The sequence below is a fragment of the Albimonas sp. genome, assembly GCF_055129145.1.
Window position 1 is genome coordinate 1 of the sequence record NZ_JBSRTQ010000123.1, and the last position, 13,232, is coordinate 13,232.

The following is a 13,232-nucleotide window of genomic DNA, read 5'->3' on the forward strand; positions in this document are numbered from 1 at the left end:
CAGCCGCGCCGTCTCGCCCGAGCCCAGCGCCTGCAGGCAGAGGCCGTGGATGATGGCGAGCAGCGTGCGCGCGGTCCGCTCCGGGTCCACGCCGGCGCGCAGCTCTCCGGCGGCTTCGGCCTCGTGCAGATGGCGCAGGAAGCCCGCGCGGTAGGTGGCGTGCAAGGCGGTGACGCGCGGCGCGAGTTCGGGTTCCGGGCCGGACGCGTCGACCATCAGCTGATAGAGGCAGATCGCGGCCTCCGAGCTGTCGCGCACCCCTTCGCCATGGGCCAGCACCCGCGCGCGCAGGGCGACGAGGCCGGAGCGGCCGGCGAGCCGGCTTTCCAGGTAGCGGTCGAACCAGGCCAGCGACGCGTCCATCACCGCGCCGAGCAGCGCGATCTTCGTGCCGAAGCGCTCGGCCGGAAGCCCGCGGGAATAACCGGCGGCGAGGCCGATCTGGGCGAGGCTCGCGCCCTTCACGCCATGGCGGGCGATCTGGCCGATGGCGGCGCGCAGCATCTTGCGGTCGGATTCCGCGCGCCGCTCGGCCTGGGGCCGCCGCGCCGGCTGGGCGGCGGGATCGGGCGCCGCCGCCGCGCCATCGGATCCGGGCTTCGCGCCTTGCGTCATGCCTGCTCCCCGCCGCTGCGCGCGCGGCTCATCCGCCGATCGTCTCGCGCCGCACCCGCACCCCGGCCGCCTCGCGGTCCCAGGTCTCGGCCGTCACGCCGTCCGCGCGCAGATCCAGCTTGCGGACCTTGGCGGTGGGGGTCCTCGGCAGCGCCTCCACCACCCTGATGTAGCGGGGCAGCATGAAATGGGCCATGCGGGGGACGAGGAATTCCAGCAGCGCCGCCGGGTCGACCGAGCGGCCCGGCGCAGGGGCGACGACCAGCAGCACTTCGTCCTCCGAGACGTCGGACTTCACCGCCACCGCGGCGCATTCGTTGACGTCGGGATGGGCGAGCGCCTCGGCCTCCACTTCGTAGGAGGAGATGTTTTCGCCCCGCCTGCGGATCGCGTCCTTGATCCGGTCGACGAAGAAGAAGTTGCCGTCCGCATCACGCCGGAACCCGTCGCCGGTGTGGAACCAGCCGTTGCGCCAGGCGGCGGCCGTGGCCTCGGGGTTCTTGTAGTAGCCCGAATTCAGCGCCCAGGGGCTGTCGGCGCGCACGATCAGCTCCCCCGCCACGCCGGGCGCCACCTCGCAATCATGCTCGTCGACGATGCGCAGCTCGACGCCTTCGCGCGGGCGGCCGGCGGAATGGATGATGGTCGGATCGAGCGCGGTCACGAGCGGGCAGCTGACCTCGGTCATGTTGAACAGCGACATCGTCCGCACGCCGAAGCGGGCGGCGAAATCGGAGGCGTCGAAATCGTAGGGGATCAGGCACACCAGGCGAAGGGGATTGTCGGCGTCGTCGGGATGCGGCGGCCGCTTGGCGAGGAACTGGGCCATGACGCCGAGCAGGATGACGAAGGTGGTTTCGGTATCGCGGATCATGTCCCAGAACGTCTCGGTCTTGAACGCGTCGATCATCGAGACGGAGCCGCCCCGCGTGAGCATGGTGTGGCAGGGCAGCGTGCCGCCGACATGGAACATCGGCAGGTTCGCCATGTAGCGATCCTCCGCCCCCAGCGGCAGGGCGGCGCCCATGGCGGTGAGATGGGCGTAGGAAGACAGCACCCCCTTCGACGGGCCGGTGGTGCCGGAGGTGTAGATGACCGACTGCACGTCCCAGGGGCCCGGCATGGGGTCGAGCGACGGGGGCTCGGCCCCCTCGGGCGCGAGCGCCTCGGGCCCGTGCGCCTCCAGCCCCGCGCAGGGCGAGGCGTCGCCCGCCACCCGCACCAGCTTTTTCAGGCGCGCCAGCGGGATGTCCTCCAGCCGCGCGCAGAGGTCGCGATGGGCGACGATCAGCGCGGCGTCGGAATTCTCGATGACATGGGCGAGCAGCCCGCCCTTGTAGGCGGTGTTGATCGGGACGTAGACCGCGCCGAGATAGTTGATCGCGTACCAGACCCTGAGCGCGTCCTGGCCGTTGGGCAGCCAGCTGACCACATGATCGCCGGGCGCGACCCCAAGCGCGGCGAGGCCGGCGGCGCACTGGCGGACCTCGGCCCGCAGGCGGGCGTAGGTCCAGCGCTCCCCATCCGGGAAGACCGCGTAGACCTTGTCGGGCGTCTCCGCCGCGCGGCGGTCGATCAGCAGCCGCGTCACGCAATCCGCGGCGGCGGGCAGGCGGGGGTCGGCTCGGGTCTCGGTCACGGGGCGCATCCTCCCAAAGGGCGGGCCTGTGTCACCAGGCGTCGATCCAGGCGTGCTTCTTGCCGTTCTCGCCCCGGCCCCTGCCCCTGCCCTGCCAGGGCGTGTCGAGCGAGGCGGTGATCCAGCCGCGCGTCTCGGCCGGGTCGATCACGTCGTCGATTTCGAAGAGGCTGGCGGCCGAGAGCGCGGCGCCGCGGGAATACTCCGCCGCGACCAGCCGCTGGAACTCCGCCTCCCGCGCCTCGGGATCCTCGATCGCGGCGAGCTTGTCGCGGAAGCCCAGCCTGACAAAGCCCTCCAGCCCCATGCCGCCGAACTCGCCGGTGGGCCAGGAGACGAGGAAGAGCGGGTTGTGGAACCCGCCCCCCGCCATGCCCTGCGCGCCGAGCCCGTAGCCCTTGCGCAGCACCACCGTGAAGAACGGCACGGTGAGGTTGGCGCCGACCAGGAACAGGCGCGCGCAATGGCGCACCAGCCCGGTCTTCTCCGCCTCCGGCCCCACCATGTTGCCGGGCGTGTCGCAGAGGTAGAGGACCGGCACGTCATGCGCGTCGCACACGGTCATGAAGCGCGCGGCCTTGTCGGCGGCGGGGCTGTCGATGGCGCCGCCCAGATGCATGGGGTTGTTGGCCACCACCCCCACCGGCTGGCCCGCCACCCGGATCAGCGCGGTGATCATGCCATGGCCGTAGCCGCGCCGAAGCTCGAGCACCGAGCCCTCGTCCGCGATCAGGTCGATGGCCGGGCGGATGTCATAGGCCTGGCGGCGGCTCTCGGGCACCACATGGCGCAGGCGGCGCTGGTCGGCGGCGGTCCACTCGGCGGTTGGACCCTGGAAATAGGAGAGGTATTTCTTCGCGACGGCCACCGCCTCCGCCTCGTCCTTCACCAGGACGTCGACGACCCCGTTGGGGACCTGCACCGACATCGGGCCGACCTCTTCGGGGGTGTAGACGCCGAGGCCCCCGCCCTCGATCATCGCGGGGCCGCCCATGCCCAGATTGGTGTTTTCAGTCGCGATGATCACGTCGCAGAGGCCGAGCGCGGCGGCGTTGCCCGCGAAGCAGCGGCCGGAGACGACGCCGACCATGGGGGCGAGGCCGGAATGCGCGGCCATCATGTGGAAGGTCGGGGTGTCGAGCCCGCCCGAGTTGATGAAATCGGTGTCGCCCGGGCGCCCGCCGCCGCCCTCGGTGAAGAAGATCAGCGGCAGGCGGCGCCGGTTGGCGATGGTCAGCAAGCGGTCGGTCTTGGCGTGGTTCTTCCACCCCTGGGTGCCCGCGAGCACCGTGTAGTCGTAGGAGAGCACCGCGCAGCGCGCCTTGTCGGCGGGAAAGAGGTCGCCGTTCACATGGCCGACGCCGGCGATCAACCCGTCGGCAGGGGTGCGCGCGATCAGGTCCTCCATCGTGCGCCGCGTGCGCTGGGCGGCGATGACCAGCCCGCCATATTCGACGAACGATCCCGCGTCGGTCAGGTCCGCCACATTCTCGCGCGCCGTGCGCTGGCCGGTCTTGCGGCGGCGCGCCACCGCGTCCGGGCGGGCGGCGTCGAGCGTGTTGGCGCGGCGCGCCATCGCCTCGGCGAGGTCGGGGCGGATGTGGTCGAGGTCGATCTCGGCGGCCTCCGCCGCGATCCCGGCGAGGCTTTCGTCGGGGGCGAAGATGGCGACGGGCTGGCCCTCGGTCGCCATGTCGCCGGGTTTGACGAGGAAGCGCAGCACCCGGCCGGCGGCGGCGGCGGCGGCGCTGTGCTCCATCTTCATCGCTTCGAGGATGATGACCGGCGCGCCGGCGGCGACTTCGGCGTCCGGCTCGACGCTGAGCGCGATGACCGAGCCTTCGATGGGGGCGCGCAGGAACGTGGCGCCCTCGGGCAGGTCGGGGAGCACGTCCGCCGCGGCGGCTTTGGTCGCGGCCGCGGGGGCGGCGACCGCGTGGCGGGTCGGGTGGGCGGTCTCGGCGGTCAGCTCCGGGCCGTGGGCCTCGAGAAAGCCCGTGTCGACGTCGTTCGCCAGGAATTCGGGGCGGCGCAGCAGATTGCGCAGGATGGCGGCGTTGGTCGCCACCCCCTCGATCCGGAATTCGCAAAGGGCGCGGTAGGAGCGCCGGATGGCCTGCGCGTAGTCGGGCGACGGGTCGTGGCAGATCAGTTTGGCGAGCAGCGTGTCGAAACCGGGATTGGTCCGAAAACCGGCGAAGCCCGCGGTGTCCACCCGCACGCCCGGGCCGGACGGCAGGTCGAAGGCGGTCAGCGTGCCCGAGGCGGGCTTTATGAGGCCGTCGGCGCCCTGGGTCTCGGCGTTCAGGCGCAGCTGGATCGCGAAACCGCGGGGCTCGGGCGGCGGGCCGGAAAGACCGAGATCGGCGAGGGTCGCCCCCTCCGCCGCCCGGATCTGGAGTTTCACGAGGTCCAGCCCAGTGACTTCTTCGGTCACGGTGTGCTCGACCTGGAGGCGAGGGTTGGCTTCCATGAAGGCGAAGGCGTGGTCGGGGGAGGTCGCCTCGCGGTCCACCAGAAATTCGAAAGTGCCGAGGCACCGATAGGCGGCGGCGCCGGCCATGGTGAGGGCGGCTTCGAGAATGCGGGCGCGCAAGCCGGGGTCGAGAAACGGGGCCGGCGCGATCTCCACGATCTTCTGGTTGCGGCGCTGAAGGGTGCAGTCGCGCTCCCAGAGATGGGTGACGGCGGTTCCGTCGCCGAGGACCTGAACCTCGATATGGCGGGCGCGGCGGATCAGGCGCTCGGCATAGACCTCGTCGGAGCCGAAGGCGGTTTTGGCTTCGGATTTGCACCGCGCATAGGCCTCGGCGAGGTCGCCCGCGTCGGTGACCCGGCGCATCCCCCGTCCCCCGCCCCCGGCGGCGGCCTTGATCATGATCGCGGCGGTGGGCCCGAGACTGTCGAAGAAGCCGCGGACTTCGTCGAGGCTCGCGTTCCGCCCGGTGCCTAGCAGCATCGGCACGCCGAGTTCGGCGGCGAGCGCCCGGGCGGCGGATTTGTCACCGAAAAGCTCCAGCGCCTCGGGCGACGGGCCGACGAAGGTCAGACCGGCATCCGCGCAGGCGCGGGCGAAGCTGGGGTTCTCGGACAAAAACCCGTAGCCCGGATGCACGGCGTCGGCGCCGGCCTCCGCCGCCAGCCGGGCGATGCCCTCCGCGTCCAGATAGGCCCGCGGGCCGACGCCCGGCAGCGCCACGGCGCGGTCGGCCTTGCGCACATGCAGGGCCTCGGCGTCGTCGGCGGAGAAGACGGCGACGGTCTCGATCTCCATCTCCGCCGCGGCGCGCATCACGCGGACCGCGATCTCGCCCCGGTTGGCGATCAGCAGCCGCCGGATCGGGCGCGGGGAGAAGGCGGGGGCGTCGGACATCGGGAACTCCGGGGAACGGGAACGAAGGAAGGGACGAGCCGCGCGCGGCTCAGTCCATGAACTGCGGCAGCCAGGTGATGATGCCGGGGAAGATGATGAACAGCGCCACCGCCACCGCGTCCGCCACCAGGAACCACAGGATGCCGCGGAAGATGGCGGTCAGGCTCACCTCGTCCCCGACCACCCCCTTGATGACGAAGACGTTCAGCCCGACGGGCGGCGTGATCATCCCGATCTCGAGGAATTTCGCGAGGAAGACGCCGAACCAGATCAGGTCGATGTCCTCGGCCCGCAGGACGGGCAGCAGCACCGGCAGCGTCAGCAGCATCGCCCCGATGGGGTCGAGGAACATGCCGAGGAAGAGGTAAAGCGCCGAGATGCCGAGGATCAGCATCAGCGGATCGGCCTGCAAGCCGATGACGGCCGAGGCGATCAGCTCCCCCGACCCCGACAGCGCCAGAAACCGGGTCAGCAGATTGGCGCCGATGGCGATGAGGAAGAGCGCGGCGGTGGTGGTCAGCGTCTCCTGCACCGCCGCCCAGATGGCGCGGGCGGTGAGGCTGCCCTTGACCCAGGAGATGACGATGGCGGCGAAGGCCCCGACGGCGCCGGCCTCGGTCGCGGTGAAGAGGCCGACGAACATGCCGCCGATCACCACCACCAGCAGGGCCAGCACCGGCCAGGTCTCCTTCAGATGCGCGATCCGCTCCGCCAGCGGCGGGCGCACATCGAGCCTTGGGGCGCAGCTGGGGTCGATGGCCGCGCGGATCCAGATCACGGCCACGTAGAGGATGGCGGTGACCAGACCGGCCCCGACGCCGCCCATGAAGAGCTTGCCGATGGGGGCCTCGGCGAAGACCCCGAAGAGAATGAGCAGGATCGACGGCGGGATCAGCGCCCCCAACGTCCCCGCGGCGGCGATGGAGCCGGTGGCGAGGCCCTTGTCATAGCCCGCGCGCAGCATCTCCGGCACCGCGATCCGCCCCATCGCCGCCGCGCAGGCGACGGAAGAACCGGTGACCGCGGCGAAGCCCGCCGACCCGATGACGGACGCGATGGCAAGGCCCCCGGGCAGCCGCGCCATCCACGACCGGCAGGCGTCGAAGAGACCGCGTGTCAGCCCCGCATGATAGCACACGAAGCCCATCAGCAGGAACATGGGGATCGACGACAGCGTCCACTTGGCCGCGAAATCGTAAGGCACGGCGGAGAGGATGCCCCAGGCCGGCCGCTCCCCGATCAGGATCCACACGCCGCCGAAGGAGACGCCGATCAGGCTCAGCCCCACCGGCACGCGCAGGAGCAGGAGGAGGACCAGGAAAGCCAGTCCGAAGACGCCGATGACCTCGTTCGCCATGGCTCAGACCCTGCCCGTGTCTTCGACGGCGCTGTCGGGCGCGTCCAGCGGAACCTCGCCCATCGCGCCGGAAATGCCGGTGACGGCGGAGGCGGCGCGGTAAAGCAGCACCAGCGCGAACAGCCCGAAGCCCACGGGCAGCACGAAATAGCCCGGCCAGATCGGCATATTGACGTCGAGCTCCTGGATGTAGGCGCCCGACTGGAATTTCTTCATCGCCTCGGTCCACAGCCGCCAGGCGATCCCGGCGCAGCCCATCGCGCAGACCAGGCTGACGATCCCGCCGAGCGCCCGTTTCCAGCCCTGCGAAAGGTGCTGGAACACCAGCTCGACCGAGATGTGACGGTTGAGCTTCTCGGCCAGCGCCAGCGGCGCGAAGGCCACGAACAGCATGTAATAGTTGGCCACGAGGATGGAGGTCAGCGGGATCGGCCAGGAGATGAGGTTCTTCAGGGCCACGTCCGCCACGATCTGCAGCATCATCAGGATCACCGCCGCCGCGCCCAGAAGGGTCGCGGCGACGACGAGCCAGCCGAGGAGCCGGCCGAACAGGGTCATGTGGGCGTCCCGCTCAGTTCAGGACCGCGGCGTCGACCTTCGAAAAGATCTCGGCGTTGTAGAGCTTGGCGACCGCGTCGATGTCGGTGGCGTCGATCTTCGCCAGCAGGCCTTCCCATTTGGTCAGCAGCGCCTGGATCCGGGCCACCTGCTCGGCCGCGTCGGCGATGCCGTGCTTCTCGATGTTGTCCTGGGTGATGGTCCTGATGTCATCCTCCTGGAACTTCTCCGTCGCGGCGCGCAGCTCGGCCGACGGCTCGACCAGTTCGACGCCGACCGAAGCCGGGTCGGCCAGCAGCTTGTTGTTGTCCTGGAGGTAGGTGACCGTCGCCCAGGCGGTGGCCGAACCCGCGGCCTCGAGGAAGGCGCGCTTGTCGTCGTCGCTCAGCTCCGACCACAGGTCCTTGTTGAGCGTGAACATGGAGTTGCCGTTGAAGAGGCCGATCGGCTGGTCGAGCAGGAAGTCGGTGACCTCGCCCAGCGACAGCGACTGGAGGATTTCAGGCGCATGGGTGTTGCCGTCGAGCTGGCCCTGGCTGATCGCCTCGTAGATGTCGTTGGCCGAGAGCACGACCGGCGTCGCGCCCATGGCGGCGACCCAGCGGCCATAGGGGCCGAAGCCGCGGATCTTCTTGCCCGCGAAATCGGCCGGCGTGGTCAGCTTGTTGACCGACATCATGTAATAGGGGCCGGTGACGACCATGCCGAGGAACACCTGGTTCTGGTCGGCGTATTCCTTCAGGCAGGGCGCGCAGGAGAACATGAATTCGTTCACCGCCGCCGCCATCAGCACCGGGTCGGTGGTGGCCGTCGCCATGTCGCCGACGAGGTTGGTGTTGGGGAATTCGGCGCGGTGATAGGCGGGCACGATGAAGGCGCCGTCGGCGACGCCGTCGCGCAGGCCGGTCATCGACTCGGCGAAGTTCAGCAGCGAAGCCTCGAAGATCTTGCCGGTGAAGGCGCCGTCGGTGTTGGCCTCGACGTTCTGGGCGAACTGATACATGCCGCGCACCAGCGCGCTGGAGCCGGACATGCCGACCGCGATGCGCAGCTCCTCGGCCTTGGCCGGGGCGGGCGCGGCGATGGCGGCGGCGGACATGAGGATCGCGAGCGCGGACGCGGAAAACGCGCCGCCGAAGCGGTTGCTGAGCATCTGGAGACTCCTCCCTGAGTCGATGTGCGGCGCATTGAGTCGCCTTGTTGTGGGGCGACGCTACGCAGTTCATGGTCGGCCAGCAAGTATTTTCGAGAGGTTGTTTTCCGTTGACTTTCCCGCCCGCCTCGCCCCGGATGCGGCCTGAGGAAACATGCGCGGCCCATCGCGGTCGCGCCCATGGCACGCGGGTCAACCGCGGCCGGCCTCGGGGGAGGAGACGAACGCGCGGGGGCCCTGTCCCCGCCGGCGGCGCTTGCGCCGCCCGGCCCCTCCCTCCCATCGGCCCCTGTTTCGCCTGGTCCCAGCCCGGCGCGGGCGGGGGCGCAAGCCGCGGGGAGGACGCGCATGAAGATGCTGGCGGAGGGCAATCCGAACGTGATGCTCGTCGGGCCGGATCGGGTTTTCTACAACGGTCTGCTCGGCAACACCGACAAGGTGCGCCAATTGGGGGGGTTCGCGCTTTACGCAGCCCCCGTGGGCGAATTCGAGATCGCGATCGAGGACGGGCCCAAACGGCGCACCCGCATCGCGGCGGTCGCCCCGCATGTGCGCCACCGGATCACCGCGGAGGCGAACCTGATCGGCTCGGTGGTGATCGAGCCCGAAACCGTGGCGCCGGGCGAACTGGACGCGCTGGCGCGGCGAACCCTCGACCCGCAGGCGGCGGCGCGGCTGCATGCCGGCATCGCCGAGGCCAAGCGCCGGCTCGACGGGTCCGAGGACCTCGCGGGGTTTTCGACCGAGGATTTCGACGCGCTGCTGCTCGGCGCGCCGCTGGCCCGCCGGCGGCTTGACGCAAGGGTGGAGGGAGCTGCGCGCGCCCTGCGCGATCTGGGCGCCGACCAGCCGGTGGCGGCCGAGGACTGCGCGATGGAGGCGGGGCTTTCCACCTCGCATTTCCTGCACCTCTTCACCCGCGAGACCGGGCTGCGCTTCCGCTCCTGCCGGATGTGGAAACGGGGCCGCGCCTTGCTGCGCCATGTCACCAGCCCGGAGACGCTGACCAATGTGGCGCTCGATCTCGGCTATCCCGACAGCACGCATTTCAGCCACTCGATCCGGCGGATCTACGGGCTGACCCCGCGCTCGATCTTCAAGGGGTCGCGCGAGCTGGAGATCGTGGAGGGGGCGACGGCGGTTCACTGACGCCGCCCCTGACATCGTCATCGCGCCCGCCCTCAGCCCGCGGCGGGCGCGAGGCGAGCGAGCACTTGGCCGGCCGAGACCTGGTCGCCCTTGGCCACCAGCATCTCGGCCACCTCGCCGCCGCCGCGCAGGCGCTGCACATGCTCCATCTTCATCGCTTCGAGCGTCACCAGGGGCGCGCCCGGGTCCACCTTGTCGCCCGGCGCCGCATGGACCGCGGCCACCTGCCCGGTCATCGAGGCGCGCAGCACGCCGTCATCCGCGCCGTCTTCGGCGGTTTTGGCGGGCGCATGGGCGAGGTCGGTGAGCGCAAGATCGACGCCCCCGCAGGCGAGCCAGATCCGCGCCCCGTCCCGCGCCCAGGCGATCCGGGCCGTGCGTCCCCGCCAGCGCAGGTTTGCAATGCCGGGGGCGAGAGAGACGACGGAAACCGGCTCGCCCCCCTGCCCCAGGTCGACGGACCAGTCCCCGGTCTCCCGGTCCCGCGCGATGGCGGCGTCGCGGACTTGCCCGCCCATCTCGAAGCGGATCGGCGCCGCGAAGGCATGGGCGAGGGGGTGCGCGGCGAAGCCGGTCGCCGGCAAGGGCCGGGCGGTGAGAAGGACCAGCAGGGCCGCGGCGGGGGCGAGCGCTTCCGTGGCCTCCGGGTCGGGGTCGGCGAGGGCGGCGCCGAGCCGCGGACAGAAATCGGTGGTGACGGCGCCGGCGGCGAAGTCGGGATGGGAGAGGGCGCGAATGAGAAACCCCCGATTGGTGGCGACGCCCAGCGCCGCGGTGCGTTCGAGCCCCGCGATCAGCGCGAGACGGGCCGCTTCCCGCGTCGGGCCGGTGGCGATCAGCTTCGCGGCCATCGAGTCGTAATGCGGCGAAATCTCCGACCCGCTTTCCAGACCCGTCTCGACTCGCAGGGTTTCGGGCGCCGACCACAAGATCACCCGCCCGGTCTGGGGGAGGAACCCTGCGGCGGGATCCTCGGCGCAGAGCCGCGCCTCGATGGCGTGGCCGGTGAGGCGGATGGCGTCCTGCGTCAGCGGCAGCGGCTCGCCCATCGCCACGCGGAGCTGCCATTCCACCAGGTCGAGGCCGGTGACGGCCTCAGTCACCGGGTGTTCGACCTGGAGACGGGTGTTCATTTCCATGAAGTAGAAGTCGCCCGCCTCGTCCACCAGGAATTCCAGCGTGCCGGCCCCCTCGTAGCCGATGGCCTTCACCGCGGCGACGGAGGCGGCGCCCATCGCGGCGCGCAGGTCGGGCGAGACGGCGGGCGAGGGCGCTTCCTCCAGCACCTTCTGATGGCGGCGCTGCACCGAGCAATCGCGCTCGCCCATATGCACGGCATCGCCGTGGCGATCCCCGAACACCTGGATCTCCACATGGCGGGGGCGGAGGATGGCGCGTTCCAGGAGCACACGGTCGTCGCCGAAGCCCGCCCTGGCCTCGGATCTGGCGGAGGCGAGGGCGGCGGCGAAATCGGCCGCGTCCTCCACCAGCCGCATCCCGCGCCCGCCGCCGCCGGCGATGGCCTTGATCATCAGCGGGAAGCCCACCTGCCCGGCCGCTTCGGTCAGCGCGGCGTCGGACGGGTCGGTTCCGTCATGGCCCGGCACGCAGGGCACGCCCGCCGCCTGCATCGCGGCCTTGGCGGCGGCCTTGTCGCCCATGGCCCGGATCGCCTTGGCTGACGGCCCGACGAAGACCAGCCCGGCCGCCGCGCAGGCCGCGGCGAAATCGGGGTTTTCGGACAGGAACCCGTAGCCCGGATGCACCGCGTCGGCGCCGGAGACGGCGGCGGCGTCGAGGATCGCGGCGATGTTGAGGTAGCTCTCGCGCGGCGCGGCCGGGCCGATCGCCACCGAGAAATCCGCGGCGCGGACATGGGCGGCGTCGCGGTCGGCGTCGGAATGGATCGCGACGGTTTCCAGCCCCATCGCCCGGGCGGTGCGCATCACGCGCAGCGCGATCTCGCCCCGATTGGCGATCAGGAGGCGGCGGAAGGGCGTGGCGGCGGTCATGGCCGGGCCACCGCGAACTGCACGGGGCGCGGGGCGCGGGCGTCGCCCTCGGCGCAGATGCGCAGCGCCTCGGCCAGCACCGCGCGGGTGTCGCGGGGGTCGATCACGCCGTCGTCGAGGAGGCGGGCGGAAGTGTGGAAAACGTCCATCTGGCTCTCGAATATCTCGGTGATGCGGGCGGTCTGGGCCTTGAGCGCAGCCTCGTCGGGGGCGACGCCTTTGCGTTCGGCCCCGGCGCGGGCGACGATCTCCATGGTGCCGGACGCCTGTTCCGCCCCCATGACCGCGGTGCGGGCGTTGGGCCAGGCGAAGCAGAAACGGGGGGCGAAGCCGCGGCCGCACATGCCGTAATTGCCGGCCCCGAAGGACGCGCCGCAATAGAGGGTGATCTGGGGCACGGTGGCGTTGGTGACCGCCTGGATCATCTTGGAGCCGTGCTTGATCATCCCCGCCTCTTCGAACGCCTTGCCGACCATGTAGCCGGTGGTGTTGTTGAGGTAGAGGATCGGGGTCCCGGTCTGGCAGCAGCCCTGGATGAAATGGGTCGCCTTGTTGGCCCCGGCCACGTCGAGGGGTCCGTTGTTGGTGAGGATGCCGACCTGCATCCCCTCCACCCGGGCGCGGCCGACGACGGTGGCGGGGCCGTAGCCGGCGCCGGTCTCCTCGAACTCGGATCCGTCGACGAACCGCGCGATGACCTCGCGCATGTCGACCGGGCGGCGGTGGTCGGCGGGCATGACGCCGAGCATGTCCTCGGGGTCGTATGCGGGGGGCGCCGCAGGGACGCGGGGCGCGACGCGGTCCCAGCCGAGATCATCGACGATGCGCCGGGCGATGCCGATGGCGTGGCGGTCATCCTCGGCCATGTGGTCGCCGAGGCCGGAGACGGTGGTGTGCATCACCGCGCCGCCCAGCTCCTCCTCGCTCGCCACTTCGCCGGTGGCGGCTTTGAGGAGCGGGGGGCCTGCGAGGAAGGCGCGGGTGCGGCCACGGACCATGACGATGTGGTCGGAAAGGCCGGTCTGGTAGGCGCCGCCCGCGGTCGACGAGCCATGGGTGACGGTGATGACCGGGAGCCCCGCCGCCGACAGCCGCGCGAGGTTCCGGAAGGTGGCGCCGCCGTGGATGAAATCCTCGACCCGGTAGGTCATCAGGTTGGCGCCGGCGCTCTCCACCAGCTGCACGTAGGGGAGGCGGTTCTCCAGCGCGATCTCTTGCGCGCGCAGGGCCTTGTCGAGGCCGTAGGGTTGCAGGGCCCCCGCCGCGATCCCCGAATCCGAGGCGTTGACCATGCAGCGCACCCCGCAGATCACCCCGATCCCCGTGACGATGCCGCCCCCCGCGATGCTTCTTTCGGCATCGGGCGTGTCGCACCG

At 71.0% G+C, this 13,232-nt stretch carries 9 protein-coding genes; 1 reads left to right on the top strand and 8 read right to left on the bottom strand.

All coding sequences use genetic code 11. The annotated features are described in order from the left end of the window. From ACTB72_RS16500 to ACTB72_RS16525, 6 genes are all read right to left on the bottom strand, one after another. Positions 1 to 615, bottom strand: a 615-nt coding sequence (locus ACTB72_RS16500; protein ID WP_463038100.1) for a TetR/AcrR family transcriptional regulator, incomplete at its 3' end; no start/stop codon positions are given. Positions 616 to 643: 28 nt separating this feature from the next. Next, on the bottom strand, positions 644 to 2,263 hold the full coding sequence (locus ACTB72_RS16505) for an AMP-binding protein (RefSeq protein WP_463038101.1): 1,620 nt from the start codon (positions 2,261 to 2,263) through the stop codon (positions 644 to 646). 22 nt (positions 2,264 to 2,285) lie between these two features. After that, on the bottom strand, positions 2,286 to 5,627 hold the full coding sequence (locus tag ACTB72_RS16510; RefSeq protein ID WP_463038102.1) for a carboxyl transferase domain-containing protein: 3,342 nt from the start codon (positions 5,625 to 5,627) through the stop codon (positions 2,286 to 2,288). Positions 5,628 to 5,676: 49 nt separating this feature from the next. Then, the gene (locus ACTB72_RS16515; RefSeq protein WP_463038103.1) at positions 5,677 to 6,984 is read right to left on the bottom strand and encodes a TRAP transporter large permease; all 1,308 of its coding nucleotides are present in this window, start codon (positions 6,982 to 6,984) and stop codon (positions 5,677 to 5,679) included. 3 nt (positions 6,985 to 6,987) lie between these two features. Beyond that, on the bottom strand, positions 6,988 to 7,542 hold the full coding sequence (locus ACTB72_RS16520) for a TRAP transporter small permease (protein WP_463038104.1): 555 nt from the start codon (positions 7,540 to 7,542) through the stop codon (positions 6,988 to 6,990). Between the two features lie 13 nt (positions 7,543 to 7,555). Further along, entirely contained in the window at positions 7,556 to 8,695 is a 1,140-nt protein-coding gene (locus ACTB72_RS16525) for a C4-dicarboxylate TRAP transporter substrate-binding protein (RefSeq protein ID WP_463038105.1), read from the bottom strand. A 348-nt stretch (positions 8,696 to 9,043) separates the two neighbouring features. Between ACTB72_RS16525 and ACTB72_RS16530 the strand changes: the two genes are divergently transcribed. After that, entirely contained in the window at positions 9,044 to 9,844 is an 801-nt protein-coding gene (locus ACTB72_RS16530; RefSeq protein WP_463038106.1) for a helix-turn-helix transcriptional regulator, read from the top strand. Positions 9,845 to 9,876: 32 nt separating this feature from the next. Here ACTB72_RS16530 and ACTB72_RS16535 read toward each other — a convergent pair whose 3' ends face one another. Further along, a complete protein-coding gene (locus ACTB72_RS16535; protein WP_463038107.1) occupies positions 9,877 to 11,856 on the bottom strand; it encodes an acetyl/propionyl/methylcrotonyl-CoA carboxylase subunit alpha in 1,980 nt (659 codons plus the stop codon). Further along, positions 11,853 to 13,232: acyl-CoA carboxylase subunit beta (locus ACTB72_RS16540; RefSeq protein ID WP_463038108.1), on the bottom strand; the 1,380-nt coding region annotated here is incomplete at its 5' end. The genes ACTB72_RS16535 and ACTB72_RS16540, both read right to left, overlap by 4 nt.